The following is a 22,007-nucleotide window of genomic DNA, read 5'->3' as shown; positions in this document are numbered from 1 at the left end:
AGGTAAAAACATGGGCGGGGCCGTCCATGTTTTTTTGCTGTTTTAGTAAACTTTCAATTAGGAGAGATAGTAAGTTGATTGAGGTGGAAGGAGCGAGACACATTTGAAAATGCATTTGCTAACACCCGCCGTTAGGAAATCAGGATTAGCGATTAGGGAATAGCCTGACGCGAATCGGTTGACAATTTACTTATATGAAATTATTGTTATCTCTAATTAATAATATTTTAATTGAAAATATCGAAGGGTGGATTATACTTATGAAACATATTTTTAAGCAAGGCAAAAATCCCAATGGTCCCGTGCTTCTATTGCTCCATGGCACAGGCGGAAATGAAGAGGATCTATTGCCTTTGGCAGATATCATTGACCCTGAAGCGGCTGTCCTGAGTGTCCGTGGCAATGTACTTGAGAATGGAATGCCACGCTTTTTCCGACGTCTGGCCGAAGGTGTTTTTGACGAAGAGGATTTAATTTTCCGTACAAGGGAGTTAAATGATTTTCTCGATGAAGCGGCTCAACAGTATAAATTCGATCGAACGAATATTGTAGCCGTTGGCTACTCAAATGGCGCCAATATCGCAGGCAGCTTGCTGTTCCATTATCAAAACGCTTTAAAGGGAGCGGTTCTTCATCATCCAATGGTTCCAAGGCGGGGATTGGAACTGCCGGACTTGGCAGGTACCCCTGTATTTATCGGAGCGGGCACAAATGATCCAATCTGTCCTGCGAGGGAGTCTGAGGAATTAAAGCAATTGCTCGAGGAAGCTGGGGCCACTGTGGATATCCATTGGGAACAATATGGCCACCAATTAACGATGAGTGAAGTGGAACAGGCGAGGCACTGGTACAAGGAAGCATTTCGCGATTAATCTTCTGAATTTAGGGAAGTAAGGATAGGGGGCAGGATGTCCATACTGAGAAACTTTCCCTGAAGGAGGAACACGTTATGACAAATGTAAACTTGGCAATCGTTTATTACAGTTCAACCGGAACAAATTATCAGCTTGCCAAATGGGCTGCAGAAGGTGCGAAGGAAGCTGGAGCTGAGGTAAAGGTAGTCAAGGTGCCTGAGCTTGCTCCGCAATCATCGATTGATTCAAACCCTGCCTGGAAACAGCATGTTGAGGAAACAAAGGATGTTCCTGAGGTTTCGCTTGATGACCTTGAGTGGGCCGATAGCATAATCTTCAGTGTGCCGACCAGGTTTGGGAATATGCCAGCACAGATGAAACAATTCCTTGATACAACAGGCGGTCTCTGGTTCCAGGGGAAATTGGCCAATAAGGTCGTTTCTGCAATGAGTTCAGCCCAAAATCCGCATGGCGGACAAGAAGCAACTATTCTTTCACTTTATACGACGATGTACCACTGGGGAGCAATTGTCGCCACACCTGGGTATACAAATGATGTTATTTATGGTGCCGGAGGAAACCCATACGGTACTAGTGTAACTGTCAACCAGGAAGGGAAAATGGTAGAGGATGTTGAGGCGGCTGTAAAATACCAAGCAAAACGGACAGTCACAGTGGCTGAATGGGTGAAAAAAGGTAATCAATAATTTGAAGATGGTTAGTTTGAGGGTGTCCCATAGATAGGAGGGGACACCCTTTTATCTTATGGAGATATTTGGCTATCTGCATACCGCAATACTCAGGGTAAGCTAGGTTTGAATCATTGAGGGGTTCGACATTATGACATGATAGGGAGGTTCGTCTATTTTTGCTTGAAATTTCATATACATTACATGTCCAATGGAAGGGCGTGAATGTATATGGCATGGGTAGAGAAAGGAATTGCAATCATCATAGGAAGTACTCTCGTCGCTATTGGGATTAATTTGTTCTTGGTTCCCCATAAAGTTCTCGATGGCGGGGTAATTGGGTTAGGGCTCATTATCAATTATGTATGGGGAATTGAGCCTGGAAAATCCATTATGTTTCTGAGTGTGCCAGTGTTTGTTCTTGCATGGTTTAAGTATCGCGTCTATTTTTATAATAGTCTCCATGGACTGCTGGTATCTTCATTCTTTATAGATCTGTTTCATTTCCTTGGGCCAGGCAGGCATCCGGTTGACTCAGCATGGTGTTCTATTATTGGCGGGATTCTGGTTGGTTTGGGAATTGGTGTCATGCTTAAATATAAGACAAGCACTGGTGGGACAGACCTTGTTGCCCAATTCATTTCAGATTTGAGTGGCCTAAATGTCGGTGTACTCATCTTTATAATTGATATTCTTGTGATTACAATAGGCGGTTTTCTGTTTGCCAAAGAAACGTTTATCCTTTCGGTGCTAACGGTTCTATCAGTTGGTCTTGCGACTAGCTTTGTTACATGGGAGAAGCAGCACTAGAAATGGTGGACCCTGAGATGGCCTGGCTTGGAATCCGATAAAACCGAACATTAGACATAAAGTATAGAAAGATGTAAATTAGTATCAGAATAAGGGCACGTAGTACGTTTCTCCAAATTAGCAAGAAAGGGGAGCAAAAAGGATGGCGATAGAAAAGAAAGTTGAAAGCCCGCATATTAATGTGGGCGGATTGGACTTTGAATGGAACCTTAAAAAGGGGCAATTTCTTTTTGAAAAGGAAGATGCTGTACTCTTTTGGATAAGTTCAGCAATGAAAACATTTTTTGACACGATTGAGGAAGTTTCGGGAGGGGAAGCTGCAGCATTGGTTCTTGAAGCGACTGGTTTCCGCCAGGGGCTGATTGTCAGCAACTATTTTACAAACCTAAATGTCTCTGTAAAAGAGGCATCAAGCTTGATTCCCAACACATATGCATCTGCAGGATGGGGTACGGCAATCATTAAAGAATTGGATATAGAAAATAAGACACTGAAAATCGAGATGAAAAATAGCTGGGAGTACAAGATCAATAAGGCACAAGGAAAAAAAGCCAGCGGAAAATACCTGCCTGCTCATTACGCAGGCATTTTTGGCGGCATGCTTGGTACAAATCTGTGGTATAGGGTTGTTGAAGACCAGTTAGCAGGTGATGAATGCACTGTGGTTGAGTACTTCCCTTCCAGCATTACCGTTTCAACTAATATCCATGAACTTGCTAGGCGAAAGGAATCAGAGAAAATTCGTGAATTAGAAGAGTTGGTTGAGGAAAAGACTAAAGACTTGCAGGAATTGGTTAAGGAAATTTCTTCACCGATTATCCCAGTTTTGGAAGGCATCGTTGTTGTACCGTTGATTGGGAAATACGATGAAAGCCGTTCGGAAAACCTGCTTGTGAAGACGTTATTTAATCTCCCCGCATACAAGGCGAATTATCTCATCCTTGATCTTACAGGCCTTGACCATGAAGTTGAGGAATATGGAATTGACTTTATCCAAAAGCTTGGTTCAGCTGCATCTCTAGTTGGAATCGAAACAATTCTGGTGGGGATTTCTTCTGAATTAGGCGCTGCTGTTACTCAGTCGGGCATTAATTTGTCAAAGTTCCAATGTTTTCAGACTTTACAGCATGGAATTTACTATGCCCTGGGACAAAGCGGCAGGAAAATCCTCTAAAAACAGATGTTCCAAAATTTCTGCTGTTGGGGCAGCCCTTTTGTGGTGCATAGCTTATATGTAAACAAAACAAAAAGGCCGTTTTCAGGCCTTTACCATTTTAGGGAAATTCACATCGCTTCAGCTCTGCTTAATCGGGTTTGTCGTGTTTAGTTGAAAAACAAGCTCACTTAAGGCGATTGTAACTAAATCGCGTTCCGAATAAGTAAAGGTATCCAGGGGAGAGATTTGGTTTTGCTCAGCTAGTTTTTCTCTGATTTGCTGGCACATCCATAGGTGATAGTCTGAAAGCTGAACCTGTTTTAACACTGTGTCAATCCCTCCTTTCCTGACGCTGGGCATTCAACCCGGGAAAAATAAGGCCTTAAGGTTGATATTCCAGTATATTGTACTTATCCCCAAAAAGGGAATCAAGCAAACGCCAACAAGGATTAAACTATCCAGGTTTTTTACAGGTAAATTCAGGTAAGCGTTTAGCCTCGCTTTGTTTGGGATGGCCTAATATGGGAAACTAGGCCGTCAACATCGGTTATATAGAACTGTATTTCCGGAAGTTCTTTTAAATAATGGCCCTGCAGGAGCTGATAATAATTGACGCGCTTGCTTGGATCAAATTTAAGCATTGGGTATTCTCGTTTTTCCTTTACGTATAGGTCGACAGCTCTTTGGACTTTATCCATCTCCACTGCAATAGCTTTGTCGCATTCCTCAAAGAGATCATAAGTTTCCTTCGACATGTAGAATTTCTTTTTGGGGATCCCACCCAATATATGAGCGAGCTGGAGAAAATCAATACTATTATCATCGTTGACTAGAATAGTCCGATAAATCCCTTTCGCCAGCCCGTCTGCGAACTTCCTGATTGCCTGTCTAACCTCATCCAGTGAAACATCCACTTCTGGCCATTCTTTTGGGGGAATTGCGTCAGCCGCATCTTTTTTCTGCTTTCTCTTTTCAACCTTGGATGCTGCAGGCTTGAAGTATTTAATAGCCATTGAATAGGTGGTAAAGCCACCAAGGGAAATCCCCCCAATCAGTCCAATCACTGTGAAAAGCGGATAGATACCAAGGAATTCGTCCAGCTTACTGCCGCCCTGATAACCAAGAAAAACAGCAATGGCAATCGTAAAAGCAAATACCATATGCAGGGACAGCGCTTTCATTAAAAAAATTGAGAATTCACTCCACTGCTGGTTTTTAAGGTCTTTAACATTTTTCAAATAGTCATTGATTGATGATTTCAAGGTGTCCGAAACATTGTTTTCTTCCAAAAAAGGATAAAGGTATTCATCAAGCGGCTTGTCTTCGCTTTTTAAAATGCATGCGGATTTTTCATGATTGCCCTTTTTGTAATGTATATAAATTAACTTCTCCTCAAGGCCGAGTTCCAGGTCTTCGGTTGTTCTCCCAAACTTTGCAGAGAAAGTCTTCTTCATGGTTATGCCCCCTTGTGGCAATCCTGGGCGGTCACTAATCTTCTTGCATCATTTTTGGCCATATGGAGAATTTCCATAGCCTCCGCCTGAGATCGCTCAAAGATTTCCCTTGCTTCTTTTTCGCCCCTTGCCTTGATCAGCCTTGCTTCCGCTTTTGCTTCCAGAATAATCTGCTGCTGTTCGAGCAGCTTTTGTTCGGTTTCGGCTTTGTATTTTTCCGCCAGCATCATCTGCTTTTCTATATAAGCTTGCCTATTTTCCATCACAATTAATAGTTTCTTCATTACAAATTTTTTAATCAGAAACACTAAGATCGTAAAGATAATAGCTTGATAAATCATTGTTCCTAATGAAATAGGAACACCGAACATTTCGAAGTCCCCCATTTGAAACACTCCCTTTTTTTAAAAAATAAAGTCTCTGCTGCCCTAAAATTATGTGAGCCTATGAGCAATATAAACCATTGTCAAGGTTACAAAAATATAGGCCTGAATAGCTCCGATAAACAAGCAATATGCTTGCCAGATCAATAATGGCAAGGCAGCAAGTAAAGCAGGGAAGAAACCGTTAACAATCGATCCGGCAAGAATGACAAGCATTACTTCACCTGCGTAGATATTTCCGAAGAGGCGGAGGCCAAGGGTCAGTGTTGTACTTAGCTGTTCAAGGAGGTTGATGGGAAGGAATGCTTTAACTGGTTTGAAGTAATTTTTGAAGTAATGTTTGAATCCGTGCATGTGGATATCGATGAAGTGAGTATAGGCCATAATCATGATGGCAAGCGTCATGGTTACATGGGCATCGGCTGTCGGTGATTTCCACCAGACAACCTGGTGCTCATCACCAGTGACAAAAGAGAAGGGGATGCCCATACTGTTGGAAATAACTAAATACAATAGCAGTGAGACGCCTGTAGATAAGATGAATAGATTTTTTGATGCTCCCATAGAGTTGCTCATGATGCCCTGGACAAACTCAATCGTCCATTCCATAAAATTCTGAAGGCCCTTAGGGACCCCTTTTTCTAGCCTTCTTATTGAGAGGAGCGCAATGAGGAAGACGAGTAAGGAGGCGATGGTGCTAGTTAAAACAATGGATAAATCAAAAGTGATGCCAAGCCATGTAACCAATGGCTTTCCGTAATGCATAATTTCCTACCCCTTTCACCTCTATCTATATAAAGTATGTACAGCCTGAAGAAATTTGATTTGCAAACGGTTTGCCGCAAATAGTTTCTTACAGACGTGCAGAGCAGGGGGGTATAAGGTAATAAGACGGAGCGCATCTGGTTATTCATTCCTAAGTTATGAGCTTTCCGCATTAATTGTAACACTATTCATAATATTTTTGGAACTTCACATGTCAATTGTCATATTTTTGACGAAATATTTTCATTCAAAGCAAAAAACCTGACTCTGGTTGGAGTCAGGGTGGAGCAAAAGTAGATTAAATTAGTTCAACACGTTTGGTTCATTCTCATATTTAACGACAATCTCACTCAATGTATCATCAAAGCTCAAAATTGTTTTTGTATCTTCAAAGAACCAACGATCATTTTCTTCGACGTAAAAGGTAATCCCATTGTATTCTTTTAAATAACCCGCATTTGTTGGAGGTTCGGCGGAAAAGGCCAGAGTAAAGCCTTTATGTTTGACCCCAAGTCCAGCGTATTGGGGATACAGGCGAATGCTTAGTGGAGCTTTTATATCAAATTCAGTGGAAAACCAGGAAAATGCCTTTTCATCCAGGGATAAAATCATACATTTACACCAGCCTTTACAGGAATATTGGGAAGCTTCTGCCTCCTGCCTTTAGATTAAACGGTTTCGATGCCGGGTACTATGATATTATTCACACCTGGAGTGATGTTCATAGAGTGTTCACGTTTTTTATTGATTTTATAGTTTTCGCCTTTTTGTAACATCCTTATAGTAGATATGGTGTTATGATGTAACAAAAGAACGAAGGAGACCAAAAAATGGATGAGAACAATAGGGAACTCACTCAAGCAATAAATGACATAAAAACAATGATCGAAGGATTCAGTTCGTCACTTGAAAATATAGAAAAAAGGCTTGCCAGACTTGAAAAGATGGATAGCATTGAACACCGGGTTGCTGTCAATCAAATCGACCTATCCGACATTAAGGATTCTCTAGAGAGAATTGAAGAAAGACAGACTGATGAAATCCTTAAAGCTGTAAAAGAAATCAGGGAAGCAACAGGCGGTTCTGCCCATGAGGATATCAAGCATATTAACAGAAGGCTTGATTCGCATTTAGTTAAACTGGCCAAGGCCGAAGAAGAATTGATCATTTTGCGTAATAATAGGTAATTCACGAACAAATAGGCTGGCCCAGATAAAATTGGGGCCAGCCTATTTTTGTGATTATGAAATGATTCCCGGATTGGCAACCGGGATTTGCTGCGCCATGGCAGGTTCTTCCGCATCGGCCGTCTTAATGACCTCAATATATCGAATATGGTGTTCTTCCATTTCAAGTATTTTGAAAGAACATTGCTCCCACTGAATAATGTCGCCTTCACGGGCATCGAAATTAACTGTCAAAATCCAGCCGCCGATTGTGTCAATATCCTCATCGTTGATTTCAAGGCCGAGCAGATCATTCACTTCACTTATCAGTACCTTTGAATCAATAATGTAGTGATTATCCTCGACTTTACGGACATCCGGGATTTCATCCATATCAAATTCGTCGCGAATATCGCCGACAATTTCCTCCAAAATATCCTCAACAGTTACTAGTCCTGATGTACCGCCATATTCATCCATGAGAATTGCCATATGGATGCGGTCTTTCTGCATTTTCAAAAGTAAATCGTGAATTGGGATTGTATCAATGACCCGGATGATAGGCCTTGCATAATGCTCGATTTTTCTATCTGCATATTTGCCTGTGCCAATCAATTCGGTCATAATTTCTTTTATATTGATTAAACCAATGATATGGTCCTTGTCTCCATCAATGACGGGATAGCGGGTGAATTTTTCATCCTTGATGATAGCAAGGATACCCTGAAGTGTATCATCCTTTGAAAGGGAAACAATTTCTGTCCGCGGAACCATAATTTCCTTGGCTATCCGGTTATCAAATTCAAAAATTCTATTCACATACTTAAACTCAGACTGGTTAATTTCACCACTTTTATAGCTTTCAGACAGAATGATGCGAAGTTCTTCCTCCGTATGGGCAAGGTCATTTTCTGAAGCCATCTTGAGGCCAAAGAGCCCGACAGTAAGCCTTGCGGAACCGTTTAACGCCCAGATGAAAGGATACAGCAGCTTATAGAAAAAGATCAGCGGCCTTGCCACCAGCAGTGAAATGGTCTCTGCCTTTTGAATAGCCAATGTTTTTGGAGCCAATTCCCCTATAACAACATGGAGGAACGTGATGAGGCCGAATGCCAAAGCAAATGTAAATACCTTGGAAACCCCTGGCGCGACATTTAGCCAGTGAAGGACAGGCTCAAGCAGACCTTCCATAGTTGGTTCGGCAATCCAGCCGAGGCCAAGTGCAGTGACGGTAATTCCGAGCTGGCAGGCTGACAGATATTCATCCAGATTGGTAATTACCTTCTTAACTGCTTTGGCACTGCTGCTGCCCTCTTCAATCAACTGATCAATCCGGGAACTTCTTACCCTGATGATCGCAAATTCAGATGCGACAAAAAAGGCTGTCAAAGCGATCAAAATGGCTATTAAAACCAAGTTTAATATGTCCAATAAATTTCCTTATCCCGATTCTTTCGGGTAAAGGAGTCACCTCCTGAGAGTTTAAAAACTAACTTGTCAATTCCTTAAGGGATTTGAGCAGGGCATTTCCCTCCTCATTCAAGTTCCTTGACACGATATCCCTTTTTTTCGTATCAAGCTTTTGGATCAGCGGCATAAGGGCCGACAGATCATCTTGAAGCTGCTTCATTTGCAGGGCGACTGAATGGGCCTGGTCTTCCAATTCTGAAACGCGGATTTCTCCGGCTTTCTTGATTTCTAGCTTTCTCTTAATCTCCTCAAGTGGAAAGTGCATGCTTTTGCATTCCTCGATATACCTAAGGTCGGCAAGGGCTTTTTGATCGTATAGCCGGTAGTTGGAGCGGGTCCGTTCTGCATTGAGAAGTCCTATGGACGTATAATAATCAATCGTCCGTTTGGAAACCCCGGCCCTTGTTGCTAGTTCGCCAATTCGATAGAAAACCCCATCTTACCACCTCGACTTTTTAAAATTAAAAATAATTATAAGCGATAACAAACTATACAGTCAAACGTTCCAGTTGGTGTATACACTTCCTTAAAACAGTTTATGGGATTGGCTTGCATGTTATGAGCAAAACTATCTATGTTTAATCCAGTCACGGGCAAGGATTCCATAAACAAACAAATCGTGAAATCCTCCGTGAAGCAGTTCGCCATCTCTGATTTTCCCTTCAAGGGTAAAGCCCAGCCGTTCAGGTATTGCCCGGCTTTTCAGGTTATGTTCCCCGCAGCGGATTTCGACTCGATTCAAACCTAAAGTGTAGAAAGCATAATTCAAAAGGGCATTGACAGAACGTGTCATAATTCCTTTTCCCTGCACTTGTTCAGCAAGATAATATCCGACCGACGTATGCCTGTTCCGCCAATCGATGTAGTGCATCCCGATACAGCCAACCAACTGCCCCCGATAGCGGATTCCAGCGTTGAAGCCGTTATTGTCCGCAAATTGCTTAAGCCACATTGGAATAATGGTTTCGTATTGGTAATGGCTGGCCATATCATCGACCCAAGGGAGCCACTCTCTTAAATGGTGCCTGTTCCTGTCCACCAAATTAAATAACTCTTTGCCATCATGGGGCAGGAATAGCTGCAATTCTATTTCCTGGTCAACCTTTAAAGTAAACATCCATACTCCTCCCTATAAAAATAGTATACAATAGATGGTTCTCCTTTTTGCGCCATGGTGCGATTTCCAAGAAAATATTCCAAACAAGTTAAAATTAAGAAAGACTGTTGCCCTGTTGCTGGCGCGCTTCCACGGTTATTTCTTACTATATTAGCATCCCGAGTATTTAAAAACCCAGTACTGTCATTGCTGTAAATTAAGGACAATCTTATGACGAGAAAGAATGAACGTGCAAAAAGGACCCGCAGCATATAGACTGCTGCGGGTTTATTTTCGATATTTATTCGCTTTTCGTTTCTAAATACGGCTCAACATGAATAATGGCATACCGAACCCCATGCTTTGTTTGAAGACCTTTTTCAATCGCCTCCGTTATGGCATGGCCCTCAATAATTGTAAGGGTCGGATCTACGAGGATCGTTGATTCTATCAGAGTCTGATTTCCATGCATCCTTGCTTTTATTTCCGTTACACCTTTCACTCCGGAAGTACCTTCAATTGTCCGCTGAAGTTCAGGAACTTTTGTCACATCGAAACCATCTGTTAGTGCATGAGAAGCATCATGGAAAATTTCCCATGCGGTTTTGCATATGATTAATCCAACTAGGATGGCAGCAATCATATCCAGCCAGGCAACGCCGAATTTGGCACCGACAATCCCCACAAAGGCCCCTACCGAGACAAGTGCATCAGACCGGTTATCCTGGGCGACCGCTCGAATAGCATGGGAATTTATTTTCTTGCTCAGGTTCATATTGTAACGATAAACGCCCATCATGAAGACAGCTGACCCAATAGCCACCCAGGCTGTCAGCCACTCTGGCTCTTCTTTGGATTCAGAAAAAAGTGATTGGGCACCATCCAGTAAAACTTGGAAGCCGACCCCGAGCATAATAAACGCGGCAACAAGGGAGGCGATTGTTTCAGCCCGGTAATGGCCATAATGATGGTCCTTATCCGGTGGTTTTTTTGAAATTTTTAGTCCAATCAGTACAGCTACAGAGGCCATGACATCTGTCAGGTTGTTTAACCCGTCAGCCCATAGTCCATCAGAATTGCCCATATATCCCGCAGTCAGCTTGCAGGAGGACAGGAAGATGTATGCAATGATACTGATCCATGCACCCGTCTCCCCAGACTTCAGTTGGTTTTCCCTCTCCATTATTTGACCTCCTACATATGGTACAACTCCACATTATCAAAAAAGGAATTGAACATCCAACAACAACCAATCCTTATTGTTGTCAAAATTAGCTGGAAATAGTATAGTGAACGTGGATATCAATTGAATACTTCCACAAGGGGAGCTGCCAAAAGCGGCTGAGAGTGAACGTTTGAGTTCTTACCCTTTGAACCTGTTAGTTAACGCTAGCGTAGGGATGTGGCATGCCGAATGTATGGCAATACAGAACCCTTTATGTGCGTTTTGTATTGCCTTTTTGCATTGGCGGAAAATACCCATATCAAAAAGGAAGGTTTCAAACGGATACCCGAAATAAGCTGTAGGAAAACATGGGATTAATTCCCTGTTAGCCTATAATCTACTATTAGGGGGAATCGTTTATGGAACAAAGCAAGAAAACACTTTTTTTAGTGGAAGTTGCTGTCTTTACGGCCATTGCATTATTGCTCGATTATGCAGCAAATCTTCTTTCACTTAAAATCTGGCCTCAGGGAGGCTCCATTTCAATAGCAATGGTTCCAATCTTTTTAATGGCTTTTCGATGGGGATTAAGAGGAGGCCTTCTTACAGGATTTTTGCTCGGATTATTGCAAATCGTGCTTGGCCAGGCATATGTTATGCATCCTGTGCAAGGAGCGCTGGACTATATCGTTGCTTTTACAGCAGCCGGGGCGGCGGGAGTCTTTTCCGCATCGGTAAAAAAAGCACAGGCAGAAGGAAGGAAAACGCGCTGGATGACCTTTACTACCCTTGGCATTCTGCTGGGAAGCGCATTGAGATTTATTGCTCATTTTATCGGTGGCATCGTTTTCTTTGCCGACTCAGCGCCGGCAGGAACTCCGACAGTACTCTTTTCATTCTTATATAACGGGACGTACATGCTGCCAAATGCGATTTTCTGTGCAATTGCCGTAGTCCTTGTCTTTGGGGCATCCCCAAGGCTGATAGCTGTCGAGGGCCGCTCAGTGCATCATTCTAATACATGATTAAAGAGGAAAAGGGACTCCCTTTTCCTTTTTTTATGTCTTCGGCAATTCAGCGTTTCTCCGGGCGCCAAATTCCTTGAATCGTTGCTAAAGGACATATTCACATTTTCGTCATGTGGTTTTGTTCTTGAAACCGTTTCTCAAGGATGTATTCACAAGTCCGATGTGTAGTTTTGTCCTTGGCCCCCTTTGCCCAAGTATATTTCCGCTTTCAACCCACCTAACGAAATGTCCCTGAAACACTAGGCAGGCAAGGAGCAAAACGCACTGTTTACCTGTATATTTTTAACATAATCTTCACAACTACCCAGCAAACTCCTATTTAAATGATGATAAAATTAAAACATAAGAAAGAGAATCATTCTCATTTGAAAATAAAGGGTGATCATCATGCTGGCTCAATTAAAAACAGGAGAAAAAGCAACGATTAAAAATATTTCCATGGTTGACCGGCTGGTGCAAAGAAGGCTGCTTGATCTTGGCATTACAGAGGGCAGTGAGGTTTGTATTAAATGCATCCTGCCATTCGGCGGGCCGATTATGATTGAATCCTGTGGACAATGTATAGGAATCCGGCGCAAAGAAGCGAAATGCATCGAACTGGAGAGAATATAATGGAAATCGCATTAATCGGTAATCCCAATACCGGGAAAACATCGCTGTTTAACAATCTGACTGGTTCTTATGAATACGTTGGCAACTGGAGCGGTGTAACAGTTGAGAAGAAGGTTGGAGTATTCCGGAACAAAAAGGGCCGCCTGATTGATTTGCCCGGTATATATACCTTAAATCCACTATCGAAAGATGAAGGAGTTGTAACGAGGTTCTTTCTGGATGGACCGGTGGACCGCCTTTTGAATATCCTTGATGCTTCGCAAATTGAACGGAATCTACATCTCACACTACAATTAATCGAATTTGGAAGACCGGTTTTAATCGGATTGAACATGATGGATGTGGCCAGCAAGCGGGGCATCCACATTGATTCTGAAAAGCTGGCTAGTCTGCTCGGTATCCCGGTTGTACCTGTCGTTGCAAGAAGCGGGAAAGGCTGTGACAGGCTCCAGGATATGGCTGCCGCCGAAAGTGCTCTTCCTCCAACAAAAAACCTTGTTTATTATGGACAGGAAATTGAAGAAGCCATTGATTCGCTCAGTGTCCTGGTCAAAGGAAAGACATCACATTCAGACAGATGGCTTGCACTTCAGTTATTCGAGGGAAATCAATATGTTGAAGATTACCTGCACTCAATTGCAGACAGCAGCAAAGTTAAAGCGATTGTTGCAAGCCTGTCCGATTCCCTGGCATCCAAAGGGAAGCCGTCCCTTGCCCATAGTATCCATGAAAAGCGAAAACGCGTTATTGAAAAGATAGTTGCTGAAGCAGTCAGAAAGAAAGGTGACGTAATCCCTCTTTCCGAACGGATTGATGCGATCGTAACCAATAGGTTTCTTGGCATGCCGATCTTCCTATTGCTGATGTACTTTATGTTTATGCTAACTTTCGATTGGCTCGGGTCTCCGCTTTCAGATATTCTTGATGGTTTTATTACCGGTCCGATTGCCACCTGGGCGGAACAGACACTGAACGCCGCACAGGCTTCCCCATTTCTTCAGGCTCTTGTTCATGAAGGGTTGATTGCCGGAGTCGGCGGTGTACTCGTTTTCGTACCGCAAATTTTTATCCTGTTCTTCTTCATATCTTTACTTGAGGACTCGGGATATATGGCACGAGTCGCATTGGTCATGGACAGAATTATGGAATCAGTCGGCCTGAACGGGAAAGCATTCATTCCAATGATGATTGGTTTCGGATGCAATGTGCCTGGGATCATGGCCGCCCGAACAATTGAAACGCCAAGGGAGAGATTGTTGACAATCCTTTTGACACCACTCATGTCCTGTTCTGCCCGGTTGCCGGTCTATGCGCTGTTCGTCGGGGCATTCTTTGCGAAAAACAGTGCGGGCATTGTCTTAAGCCTGTATGTAATCGGAATTATCATCGCACTTCTTCTGGCAAAATTATTCTCAAGAACCATCCTTAAATCCGAAGCATCGCTTTTTGTTATCGAGCTTCCACCTTACCGTTTTCCCCAATTCAGGGCATTGTGGAGGAGCACATGGGATAAAGGAAAAGGGTTTGTTAAAAAGGCCGGGACATTCATCTTTGCCGGTTCTGTCTTTATCTGGCTCTTGTCTTATATAGGCCCGGGCGGAACAAATGTCGAGTTGGACCATAGTTTCCTGGCCGCAATTGGCGGAGTACTGGCCCCAATATTTGACCCGATCGGTTTTGGTACCTGGCAGGCAAGCGCTTCATTATTAACTGGCTTTTTCGCAAAGGAATCAGTTGTCTCGACAATGAATATTATTTACTTCGCGCCATCGGAAGCACAGCTCCAGGGGATGATGACAGTGTATTTTACACCGCTCGCGGCCTATAGTTTCATGGCTTTCATTCTGCTTTATATTCCCTGCCTGGCAACAGTGGCCACGATTTATAAGGAAACCGGTTCAAAAAAGTGGACAGTTTTTTCAATGGCCTACGCATTTGCCATCGCCTACATTCTCTGCCTTGTCATTTACCAGGGAGGAAAATTGCTGGGTCTGGCCTAACGGAAGGAGATGTTCAGGAATGACAGGAATGATAACCAACATAGTGATTGGCGGAGCAATATTCATCTATGCGGGCTGGGCGTTCATGCGCTTCATCAACCGTTCAAAAAAAGGGAAGTGTGCAGCATGCTCTTTGTCGGATAATTGCTCGACCAACACCTGCTCACCGAAAGAAAAATAAGAGAAAAAGTGTCAGCGCCCTCGCTTTAAAAAGCAGGGCGCTAATTATTTTTTTCCAACCTACCCTAAACGGCTTTTATTTTATACTTTTATTGTGTAAAATTACACTTAAGAAACATGAAGGAAGGGTTTTTTGTGACAAGAGATGACATAATCATGAAAGTGTCTGAAAAGCTCCGCCTTATTCGGACGGAAGCCGGTTATACACAGGATAAAATGGCTGATATCATCGGAGTTTCCAAAAAAACACTTGTCCAAATTGAGAAGGGCCGAGTGCCTGCAGGATGGTCGACAGTAGTCGCTGTCTGTGCATTATTCCGGGAAACTGAGACCGTGCAGTTCCTATTTGGGAACGAGCCACTGGAAGTACTAGAGACCGTTGCGCGGGAAGGCATTGATTACCGTAAGGGAAAAACGATGGGCGGGAAAATATGGTGGCGCGAGATAAAAAGGAAAAATGGCTATATCCTGCAGCAGAACATTCTTAGTAAGCACCTCCGCATTCTGGATGAGGAACATTACAGGATATATAGTTCATTTGATGAAGAAAGTGCAAGCCAGCGTTTTGATGAAATAGCAGCAGGAAAATAAGCGGGGGATACCCAGCTTATTTTCCTGCATTAACGGTCTGTAAAACTCCTGCCTTAATGACTTTGAGATCAGTGAACCTTGTAGCTTCAAATATACTCGGCTTAGCTGAATCAATTGGGTCTTTCATTTATTTTGCAATTAGGACATGGCAGTGCGCGAGTTTTGAAATTTTCTCTGTATTATTTCCTAACAGAAACCCTTTGAATCCGCTCTTGCCGGAACTGCCCACGATGATTAAATCTGCATTGACTTCCTCTGCATAGGCACAAATGCTTTCGGCCGGTGTGCCCTCTAAAACCTGAAAGCTTGTGCTAATCCCTTCCAGCTCTCTTTGTGCTTCAAAAAAGATTTGGTCAACACTATTGGTAATAATTGCCTGGGTCGACTGTTCCGTTTGGCTGAAGCCAAGAGTGGAGGGAGATGCTGGGATTCCTTCAATTATATAGCCATGCATAGAGGAAGGAGCATTCCCCACGATATCTACCCGTCTGGTTTCTATTTTTTCTTCATACACATTAATGACTGTAAGCGCAGCATCCTTTTCGTGTTTCGCGATTGATGCTGCCAGTTTAAGTGCCTTGTTGCTTCCTTCACTGCCATCATAGGCCAAGATTATTCTTCTAAAACTAAACATACTATCCCGCCCCTTTTCAGAAGTTTCTGTCTATTTTTATTTACCCTTTATTAATAAAACTAGTCTAAGCCATTTGCTTTTAGATGGCCTTTTTAATACTCTTACCCCCAAAAATGGCAATGTTCTGGCGAAAAATCTTAAAAAGAGACCATGAGGTGATGATGATGAGTACACAGGTGCACCCTACCATACGGAAATGCCTCCAACATTTAGATATACTTGAAGCTGATGACAAAATTAAACAAATCGTTTATATGTATATGGAATCTTTACACAAGGAATTGAGCGACTATAAATGTGAAACCAAAAAATCCAGCTAAAAAGCAGACGAGCAATCGGATGCTTTTTATTTTTTGCTTGGCTTTTGCTTCGGAATATCCGATGACAGCCAAGGGTAGAAGTTAGTAAGGATACGAACTGTTGGTTACACCAGGAGGGCAATGATGAGAAAGTTAGTGTTTAGCGGTATAGTTGAAAATTGGAAGAAATGGCATATGAATCAGATAATGCTCCTGACAATAGCAGTAGCTTTGCTGGGGTTATTAGCAGCCTTTAGCTTTTTTTCAAAAGATGCTGATATTTCCGCACTTGATAATGTATTAAACCAAGCAACGGTCATTTATGATATCAACGAAGAAGTAGCCAGTAAGGTAACCGCCAATAAGAATGAAGGGACACCCATTGAAAAGGTGCCTGACCATATGAAGGATGCTCTTGTGGCAATAGAGGATCATCGTTTTTACAACCATTCCGGTGTCGACTTAATCGGCATAGCCAGGGCGTTTTTCCGAAACCTGATGGCTGGCGGGGTTGTTGAAGGAGGAAGCACGATCACCCAGCAGCTGGCGAAAAACGCACTGCTCGATTCTGAAAAAACCTACAGCAGGAAGCTTCGGGAAGCAACTCTCGCAAGAGCTATTGAAAAGGAATTTTCGAAGGATGAAATACTGCAAATGTATTTAAATACAATTTATTTTGGTGATGGTGCCTGGGGAATCAATCGGGCAGCGAAAAAGTATTTTGGCAAAGAAGTCGAAGAACTCTCACTAGCTGAATCCGCCATGCTGGCTGGACTGATTAAGGCGCCATCCGCGCTAAATCCATATAACGATTTGGAAAAGTCAATCGCCCGACGCAATGTCGTGCTGACGGCCATGGTTCAGCATGAGTTCATAACAAAGGATCAAGCCGAAAAGGCAATGGCAGAAGAGGTTAAGCTTGTCGACAAAAGTGTTGACCCATTTACCGGTAAATATCCATATTACGTTGATGCCGTCCTTGAAGAAGCTATTGCAAAATACGGGTTTACCCAGGATGAATTGCTGACAGGCGGTTATAAAATTTATACCGAGCTGGACCCGAAGATGCAAGCAGCAGTTGAAGAGTCTTTTAAAGATGAGTCTTTGTTCAATGTCGGGAACAGCAGTGACCCTGTCCAAAGCGGGGCGGTCCTTGTTGATGCAAAATCCGGAGGCATTCGGGCGTTGGTTGGCGGCAGGGGAGAGCATGTATTCAGGGGCTATAATCGGGCTACCCAGCTGAAGGCACAGCCAGGCTCAGTCATTAAACCAATCGTATCCTATACACCCGCGCTTGAAGAGGGCTGGGAAATTACTGATATGGTCAAGGATGAAAAAATGAGCTTTGGAAACTATCAACCAAGTAATTATAATGACCAATACGAAGGCGAAGTGCCAATGTATGAAGCTTTGATGGAATCGAAGAACATTGCCCCTGTCTGGTTATTAAATGAGCTGGGCATTGAAAAAGGCCTTGAATCAGTTAAACAATTCGGACTGCCACTTGAAAAGGAAGACCGTAATTTGGCTGTCGCATTGGGGGGCTTGCATACAGGTGTTTCCCCAAAGCAAATGGCAGAGGCGTTTTCGGTTTTTGCAAATCGTGGTGTTCGCACTGATGCCCACACAATTATCCGGATTGAGGATCCGTCCGGCCAAGTGGTAGCAGAGCGTAAGGAAGAAAAGAAAAAAGTTACCACTGCAGAGGTGGCAGATAAGATGAATGCAATGCTGCTTGGGGTGGTTGAATACGGTACTGGAAAAAGCGCGCAAATCGAGGGGCGCGAAGTCGCAGGCAAGACGGGCTCTACCCAGGTAGCGATTGAAGGAATTGACGGGGTAAAAGACCAGTGGTTTGTCGGATATACACCTGACCTTGTCAGTGCGGTTTGGATTGGCTATGACAAAACCGATAAGGATCACTATTTAACGACTACAAGCAGCGAGGGGGCAGGCCGGGTTTTTCAACGATTCATGACGGCTGCTCTCGAGGGAATGGAGCCAACAAGTTTTAACGTCCAGGATGTGGGGGATTTAATTAAGGAAAGGGAACGGAAATCCTTTTGGAATGGACTAAATGAGGGCGCCAAGAAGTGGGAAGAAAGGGTGAAGGAAGAAAAGAAAAAGTGGGAGAAAAAATGGAAAGAGCAAGGAAAGAAGAAAGATAAAGGAAAAGAAAAAGGTAAAGATAAGGTCAAAGAAAAAGAAAAAGGAAAAGGCAAAGAAAAAGATAAAAATAAAGATAATGACTAAAGCGGACTACTGTCCCCCTATATCGTTTGATATATGAGTTGTATGCCGTATCTGTGAGCAAACTATTTTTGTCAATGTGTAAAGTGTGATAATGTAACTATATCGAAATAACACTTTGACGTTTGTCAAAGGGGAGTAGCTTCGAATTGGGAACCGATTCGCAATAAAGTCGTCATTACATGGTGGTAACATCATCGGCTTTGTTGGCTTCTAAAATGAGCTAAGCGAGACCTTTGCCTATATGGTACAGGTCTCGCTTTTTTTATTGCCAATTTACTCCTGAATTTTAATAATGCATAGTGAGGAAAGGAGCGCTCAAATGGAATACTTTCAACAAACAAAGGAAGAAGTTCTGCAATCTGTAGAGTCTTCGCGTGAAGGCTTAAAAGAGGAAGAAGTTCAGCACCGTCTTGAACGAGATGGCTATAACGAAATAAAGGATAAAGAAAAGGTTCCAACCTGGAAGCTGTTCCTTGAAACCTTTAAAGATCCGATGGTCATCGTGTTAGTCATTGCCGCCGGAGTTCAGCTAATCCTCGGTGAAGTTGTTGAAGCACTGATCATCCTGCTTGTCTTGATTCTGAATTCAATTATTAGTGTTGTCCAGACAAAGAAAGCAGAAGGGTCACTAGAAGCCTTGCGCAATATGTCAGCCCCCGAGGCGAAAATAATCAGGGGCGGTACAAAACAAACCATACCTGCCCGGGAGCTGGTTCAGGGCGATATTGTCTTTCTAGAAGCAGGTGACTATGTTCCAGCAGATGGACGGATTCTTGAAAGTGCGTCCTTGAAAGTAAACGAAGGAATGCTGACAGGTGAATCCGAGGCAGTTGAAAAGCACACGGATGCCATCTCCGGTGAGGCGCCTCTTGGTGATCGGAAAAATATGGTGTTTAGTGGTTCCCTGGTTGTTTATGGCCATGGGCAATTTGCTGTAACAGGTACAGCTGAAAAAACGGAAATCGGGAAAATTGCAGACATGCTTGCGACTGCCGAGGCGAAACAAACACCGCTTCAGCGTAAGCTTGATGCATTTAGTAAGAAGTTGGGAATTGGCATTCTTATTCTAAGTATATTTATCTTTGCATTGCAGGCTGCCAGGATTTGGCTTGGGGATGGAGTTGTTGATACGGGCACCGCCCTCCTGAATGCACTCATGTTTTCAGTAGCTGTTGCAGTAGCAGCAATACCGGAAGCTTTATCCGCGATTGTCACGATTGTCCTCTCAGTCGGGACGAATAAAATGGCAAAGCAACATGCAATAATCCGGAAACTTCCGGCTGTTGAAACCCTGGGTTCGGCCAGTGTTATTGCAACGGATAAAACAGGTACGTTAACGAAAAACAAAATGACCGTCACAGATTATTTCCTTCCAGGGAATGTACAAAAGCCTTTGAAGGAAAATCCGGACGACTGGAATAAAGCCGAACAGATGCTCATTAATATTGCGGCTCTTTGCAATGATTCCTACATTAATGACAGCGGCCAGGAGGTTGGCGATCCGACAGAGGTAGCTCTTATCAATTTTGCCAATAAAAACAACAGGAATTATAACGAGCTACGCAATACGTATCCGCGTGAGGCGGAATTGCCCTTTGATTCAGACCGGAAGTTGATGTCCACTGTCAACAGCATCAACGGTTCTCGGATGATTTTGACAAAAGGCGGCCCTGATATTATGTTTGGCCGTGCTACCCATGTATTAATAAACGGCAAAGAAGAACCTCTAACAGAGGATAAGCTGAAACAATTTAGTAAAGCCAATGAAGATTTCTCCAATCAGGCACTTCGTGTACTGGCTTATGGCTACAGGGTACTCCCTGAGGGCCAGACAACCATTGACGAAGGTGATGAAAACAATCTTGTTTTAGTCGGGCTTACCGCAATGATTGACCCTCCACGTGAGGAAGTATATGAAGCAATTAAAAATGCAAAAAGTGCAGGCATCAAAACTGTTATGATTACTGGTGACCACAAGACAACTGCCCAGGCGATTGGCCGTGATATCGGGCTGATGTCTGGAGATGATATTGCCTTATCAGGACAAGAACTTGATGCCATGACCGATGAGGAGCTTGACAGGAAACTTGAACATGTTTCTGTCTACGCACGTGTTTCACCGGAGAATAAAATCAGGATCGTCCGTGCATGGCAGCGGAAAGATAAGGTTACAGCGATGACAGGTGACGGCGTGAACGATGCTCCAGCATTAAAACAGGCAGATATCGGCGTTGCTATGGGAAGCGGGACAGATGTAGCGAAGGATGCGGCTTCCATGATCCTGACTGATGATAACTTTGCATCGATAGTTAGAGCTGTAAGTGTCGGCAGGACAGTTTATGCCAACATAAAGAAAGCGATTGGCTATTTGTTCGCAGGGAACCTTGGAGCAATCATCGCGATTTTATACGCAGTATTGTTCAACTTGCCAAATCCGTTCACTGCCATTCAGTTGTTGTACATCAACCTTGTAAATGATTCCCTTCCTGCGATTGCATTGGGGATGGAAAAAGCTGAACCAAATGTAATGAAGAAGAAACCGCGCGACCCGAAAGAAGGCTTGTTTGCAGGAGGTACCTTCCAGGCTGTTGCCGTACGTGGTGCGTTAATTGGTTTGGCTGTTATTCTTTCGCTCCATATCGGCTTGGCCCAATCCATGCAAATGGGAGTAGCAATGGCATTCACAACCTTAATTTTATCAAGGACTCTGCAAACATTTGCTGCCCGTTCCGCTACACAGACAGCGATTGGTGCCGGTTTCTTTAGCAACAAACCGGTAATAGGCGCAGTACTGCTTGGTTTTGTCCTTTATGGGGTAACGATCCTTCCGTTTACCCGAGACATTTTTGGAATCCCTGCTGAATTTGGCATGAATGATTTCTTGATTGCAGCCGCCCTTGCTGTTGCAGCAGTCATCCTAATGGAAATCATTAAAGTCATTCGTGTTAAACTTCAATCAGCAAAATAAGTAAAAAAAAAGACGGTTATATGCAACCCGCAGAGGAGGCATATAACCGTTTTTTCTTTGTGAATTTTAAGGACAATTAGAAGTAGAAGTTCTAAGGGACTGTACATAGAAAAAAATTGTGGCAAAGTCATTAATAGAGGGTCTAAGTGACTTTGTAATGAAAAAATTTGTAACAAAGTAACTAATAAAAATACTTAGAACTTTGCAGGGGAAATTTCTAAGACAAAGTAATTAATAGAAATCCATTAGTTGAATGGAAATCAACTATAATATAAAACGAACTAATGAATCTCGTTCTGTTGAATGGAGTAGAAGGCACGAAGACTCCTGTGGGAGCAGTGGGACAGGTGAGACCCCACAGGCGTTTACGCCGAGGAGAAAGAAAACCGAGGCGACTGCCCAGCTCCGACAAGCGCTCCTCGAAAATGCAAAAA

Annotated in this window: 22 protein-coding genes, 1 pseudogene and 1 riboswitch; of the genes and pseudogenes, 12 read left to right on the top strand and 11 right to left on the bottom strand. The window is 43.1% G+C overall.

Annotated features, from left to right (window positions below):
* The first annotated feature begins 260 nt into the window (after positions 1–260).
* The 4 genes from A8F94_RS18260 (at position 261) to A8F94_RS18245 (ending at position 3,527) form a co-directional block, all read left to right on the top strand.
* Positions 261–872 carry an alpha/beta hydrolase gene (locus tag A8F94_RS18260; RefSeq protein ID WP_066203630.1) on the top strand — a complete coding sequence of 204 codons (612 nt, stop codon included), beginning with the start codon at positions 261–263 and terminating at the stop codon, positions 870–872.
* Positions 873–949: 77 nt separating this feature from the next.
* The gene (gene wrbA / locus A8F94_RS18255) at positions 950–1,561 is read left to right on the top strand and encodes an NAD(P)H:quinone oxidoreductase (protein WP_066203628.1); all 612 of its coding nucleotides are present in this window, start codon (positions 950–952) and stop codon (positions 1,559–1,561) included.
* Between the two features lie 213 nt (positions 1,562–1,774).
* Entirely contained in the window at positions 1,775–2,353 is a 579-nt protein-coding gene (locus A8F94_RS18250) for a YitT family protein (RefSeq protein WP_066204074.1), read from the top strand.
* Positions 2,354–2,495: 142 nt separating this feature from the next.
* Entirely contained in the window at positions 2,496–3,527 is a 1,032-nt protein-coding gene (locus A8F94_RS18245) for an STAS domain-containing protein (RefSeq protein ID WP_066203625.1), read from the top strand.
* A 120-nt stretch (positions 3,528–3,647) separates the two neighbouring features.
* Here the strand turns inward: A8F94_RS18245 and A8F94_RS18240 are convergent, their stop codons facing one another.
* The 5 genes from A8F94_RS18240 to A8F94_RS18220 all read right to left on the bottom strand — a co-directional run bounded on the left by A8F94_RS18240 (position 3,648) and on the right by A8F94_RS18220 (position 6,723).
* On the bottom strand, positions 3,648–3,836 hold the full coding sequence (locus tag A8F94_RS18240; RefSeq protein ID WP_066203622.1) for a hypothetical protein: 189 nt from the start codon (positions 3,834–3,836) through the stop codon (positions 3,648–3,650).
* Between the two features lie 164 nt (positions 3,837–4,000).
* Positions 4,001–4,963: an AtpZ/AtpI family protein gene (locus A8F94_RS18235; RefSeq protein ID WP_066203615.1), complete on the bottom strand. Its 963-nt coding sequence runs from the start codon at positions 4,961–4,963 to the stop codon at positions 4,001–4,003.
* A gap of 2 nt (positions 4,964–4,965) precedes the next feature.
* Positions 4,966–5,349 (bottom strand): ATP synthase F0 subunit B, encoded by a 384-nt coding sequence (locus tag A8F94_RS18230; protein WP_066203612.1) that lies wholly within the window; start codon positions 5,347–5,349, stop codon positions 4,966–4,968.
* A 48-nt stretch (positions 5,350–5,397) separates the two neighbouring features.
* Positions 5,398–6,111 (bottom strand): F0F1 ATP synthase subunit A, encoded by a 714-nt coding sequence (gene atpB / locus A8F94_RS18225; RefSeq protein WP_066203609.1) that lies wholly within the window; start codon positions 6,109–6,111, stop codon positions 5,398–5,400.
* Between the two features lie 303 nt (positions 6,112–6,414).
* On the bottom strand, positions 6,415–6,723 hold the full coding sequence (locus tag A8F94_RS18220) for a HesB/YadR/YfhF family protein (protein ID WP_066203607.1): 309 nt from the start codon (positions 6,721–6,723) through the stop codon (positions 6,415–6,417).
* A 218-nt stretch (positions 6,724–6,941) separates the two neighbouring features.
* On the opposite strand from A8F94_RS18220, the gene A8F94_RS18215 reads away from it, so the two are divergent.
* On the top strand, positions 6,942–7,298 hold the full coding sequence (locus tag A8F94_RS18215) for a hypothetical protein (protein ID WP_066203605.1): 357 nt from the start codon (positions 6,942–6,944) through the stop codon (positions 7,296–7,298).
* A 54-nt stretch (positions 7,299–7,352) separates the two neighbouring features.
* Here A8F94_RS18215 and A8F94_RS18210 read toward each other — a convergent pair whose 3' ends face one another.
* The 5 genes and pseudogenes from A8F94_RS18210 to A8F94_RS18195 all read right to left on the bottom strand — a co-directional run bounded on the left by A8F94_RS18210 (position 7,353) and on the right by A8F94_RS18195 (position 11,026).
* Positions 7,353–8,708 carry a hemolysin family protein gene (locus tag A8F94_RS18210; protein WP_066203602.1) on the bottom strand — a complete coding sequence of 452 codons (1,356 nt, stop codon included), beginning with the start codon at positions 8,706–8,708 and terminating at the stop codon, positions 7,353–7,355.
* 58 nt (positions 8,709–8,766) lie between these two features.
* Complete coding sequence (locus A8F94_RS26690; protein ID WP_066203597.1) at positions 8,767–9,012, bottom strand: hypothetical protein; 246 nt, start codon at positions 9,010–9,012, stop codon at positions 8,767–8,769.
* A gap of 24 nt (positions 9,013–9,036) precedes the next feature.
* Positions 9,037–9,126, bottom strand: a pseudogene (locus A8F94_RS26685) (MerR family transcriptional regulator); the annotation flags it as partial.
* 189 nt (positions 9,127–9,315) lie between these two features.
* Complete coding sequence (locus A8F94_RS18200; protein ID WP_066203594.1) at positions 9,316–9,864, bottom strand: GNAT family N-acetyltransferase; 549 nt, start codon at positions 9,862–9,864, stop codon at positions 9,316–9,318.
* 280 nt (positions 9,865–10,144) lie between these two features.
* Positions 10,145–11,026, bottom strand: a complete 882-nt coding sequence (locus tag A8F94_RS18195) for a cation diffusion facilitator family transporter (protein ID WP_066203591.1) — start codon at positions 11,024–11,026, stop codon at positions 10,145–10,147.
* Positions 11,027–11,154: 128 nt separating this feature from the next.
* Positions 11,155–11,261, top strand: a riboswitch (TPP riboswitch).
* A 166-nt stretch (positions 11,262–11,427) separates the two neighbouring features.
* On the opposite strand from A8F94_RS18195, the gene thiT reads away from it, so the two are divergent.
* The 5 genes from thiT (at position 11,428) to A8F94_RS18170 (ending at position 15,419) form a co-directional block, all read left to right on the top strand.
* Positions 11,428–12,033, top strand: a complete 606-nt coding sequence (thiT, locus tag A8F94_RS18190) for an energy-coupled thiamine transporter ThiT (RefSeq protein WP_066203588.1) — start codon at positions 11,428–11,430, stop codon at positions 12,031–12,033.
* Between the two features lie 390 nt (positions 12,034–12,423).
* Positions 12,424–12,648, top strand: coding sequence for a FeoA family protein (locus A8F94_RS18185; RefSeq protein WP_077247803.1), 225 nt, complete (start codon positions 12,424–12,426; stop codon positions 12,646–12,648).
* Positions 12,648–14,648: a ferrous iron transport protein B gene (feoB, locus tag A8F94_RS18180; RefSeq protein WP_066203585.1), complete on the top strand. Its 2,001-nt coding sequence runs from the start codon at positions 12,648–12,650 to the stop codon at positions 14,646–14,648. The genes A8F94_RS18185 and feoB overlap by 1 nt, the downstream gene beginning before the upstream one ends.
* A 28-nt stretch (positions 14,649–14,676) precedes the next feature.
* Positions 14,677–14,829 carry a FeoB-associated Cys-rich membrane protein gene (locus A8F94_RS18175; protein ID WP_066204070.1) on the top strand — a complete coding sequence of 51 codons (153 nt, stop codon included), beginning with the start codon at positions 14,677–14,679 and terminating at the stop codon, positions 14,827–14,829.
* Between the two features lie 134 nt (positions 14,830–14,963).
* On the top strand, positions 14,964–15,419 hold the full coding sequence (locus A8F94_RS18170) for a helix-turn-helix transcriptional regulator (protein WP_066203581.1): 456 nt from the start codon (positions 14,964–14,966) through the stop codon (positions 15,417–15,419).
* Between the two features lie 127 nt (positions 15,420–15,546).
* Here the strand turns inward: A8F94_RS18170 and A8F94_RS18165 are convergent, their stop codons facing one another.
* The gene (locus tag A8F94_RS18165) at positions 15,547–16,053 is read right to left on the bottom strand and encodes a universal stress protein (RefSeq protein ID WP_066203578.1); all 507 of its coding nucleotides are present in this window, start codon (positions 16,051–16,053) and stop codon (positions 15,547–15,549) included.
* A 443-nt stretch (positions 16,054–16,496) separates the two neighbouring features.
* On the opposite strand from A8F94_RS18165, the gene A8F94_RS18160 reads away from it, so the two are divergent.
* Positions 16,497–18,605 carry a transglycosylase domain-containing protein gene (locus A8F94_RS18160; protein WP_066203575.1) on the top strand — a complete coding sequence of 703 codons (2,109 nt, stop codon included), beginning with the start codon at positions 16,497–16,499 and terminating at the stop codon, positions 18,603–18,605.
* Between the two features lie 319 nt (positions 18,606–18,924).
* Positions 18,925–21,573, top strand: a complete 2,649-nt coding sequence (locus A8F94_RS18155) for a cation-translocating P-type ATPase (RefSeq protein WP_066203573.1) — start codon at positions 18,925–18,927, stop codon at positions 21,571–21,573.
* Positions 21,574–22,007: the final 434 nt, after the last annotated feature.

This window comes from Bacillus sp. FJAT-27225, assembly GCF_001685025.1.
Lineage (GTDB): Bacteria > Bacillota > Bacilli > Bacillales > Cytobacillaceae > Bacillus_D.
The sequence above is the reverse complement of the archived record's forward strand: the minus strand, read 5'-3'. Positions and strand labels throughout refer to the sequence as shown.

Coding starts and splice junctions, on each gene's coding strand:
- feoB (WP_066203585.1), top strand. CDS start 12,648: ATGGAAATCGCATTAATCGGTAATCCCAATACCGGGAAAACATCGCTG.
- A8F94_RS18195 (WP_066203591.1), bottom strand. CDS start 11,026: ATGGAGAGGGAAAACCAACTGAAGTCTGGGGAGACGGGTGCATGGATC.
- A8F94_RS18155 (WP_066203573.1), top strand. CDS start 18,925: ATGGAATACTTTCAACAAACAAAGGAAGAAGTTCTGCAATCTGTAGAG.
- A8F94_RS18230 (WP_066203612.1), bottom strand. CDS start 5,349: ATGGGGGACTTCGAAATGTTCGGTGTTCCTATTTCATTAGGAACAATG.
- A8F94_RS18235 (WP_066203615.1), bottom strand. CDS start 4,963: ATGAAGAAGACTTTCTCTGCAAAGTTTGGGAGAACAACCGAAGACCTG.
- atpB (WP_066203609.1), bottom strand. CDS start 6,111: ATGCATTACGGAAAGCCATTGGTTACATGGCTTGGCATCACTTTTGAT.
- A8F94_RS18200 (WP_066203594.1), bottom strand. CDS start 9,864: ATGTTTACTTTAAAGGTTGACCAGGAAATAGAATTGCAGCTATTCCTG.
- wrbA (WP_066203628.1), top strand. CDS start 950: ATGACAAATGTAAACTTGGCAATCGTTTATTACAGTTCAACCGGAACA.
- A8F94_RS18160 (WP_066203575.1), top strand. CDS start 16,497: ATGAGAAAGTTAGTGTTTAGCGGTATAGTTGAAAATTGGAAGAAATGG.
- A8F94_RS26690 (WP_066203597.1), bottom strand. CDS start 9,012: ATGCACTTTCCACTTGAGGAGATTAAGAGAAAGCTAGAAATCAAGAAA.
- A8F94_RS18165 (WP_066203578.1), bottom strand. CDS start 16,053: ATGTTTAGTTTTAGAAGAATAATCTTGGCCTATGATGGCAGTGAAGGA.
- A8F94_RS18260 (WP_066203630.1), top strand. CDS start 261: ATGAAACATATTTTTAAGCAAGGCAAAAATCCCAATGGTCCCGTGCTT.
- A8F94_RS18175 (WP_066204070.1), top strand. CDS start 14,677: ATGATAACCAACATAGTGATTGGCGGAGCAATATTCATCTATGCGGGC.
- thiT (WP_066203588.1), top strand. CDS start 11,428: ATGGAACAAAGCAAGAAAACACTTTTTTTAGTGGAAGTTGCTGTCTTT.
- A8F94_RS18220 (WP_066203607.1), bottom strand. CDS start 6,723: ATGATTTTATCCCTGGATGAAAAGGCATTTTCCTGGTTTTCCACTGAA.
- A8F94_RS18185 (WP_077247803.1), top strand. CDS start 12,424: ATGCTGGCTCAATTAAAAACAGGAGAAAAAGCAACGATTAAAAATATT.
- A8F94_RS18215 (WP_066203605.1), top strand. CDS start 6,942: ATGGATGAGAACAATAGGGAACTCACTCAAGCAATAAATGACATAAAA.
- A8F94_RS18245 (WP_066203625.1), top strand. CDS start 2,496: ATGGCGATAGAAAAGAAAGTTGAAAGCCCGCATATTAATGTGGGCGGA.
- A8F94_RS18250 (WP_066204074.1), top strand. CDS start 1,775: ATGGCATGGGTAGAGAAAGGAATTGCAATCATCATAGGAAGTACTCTC.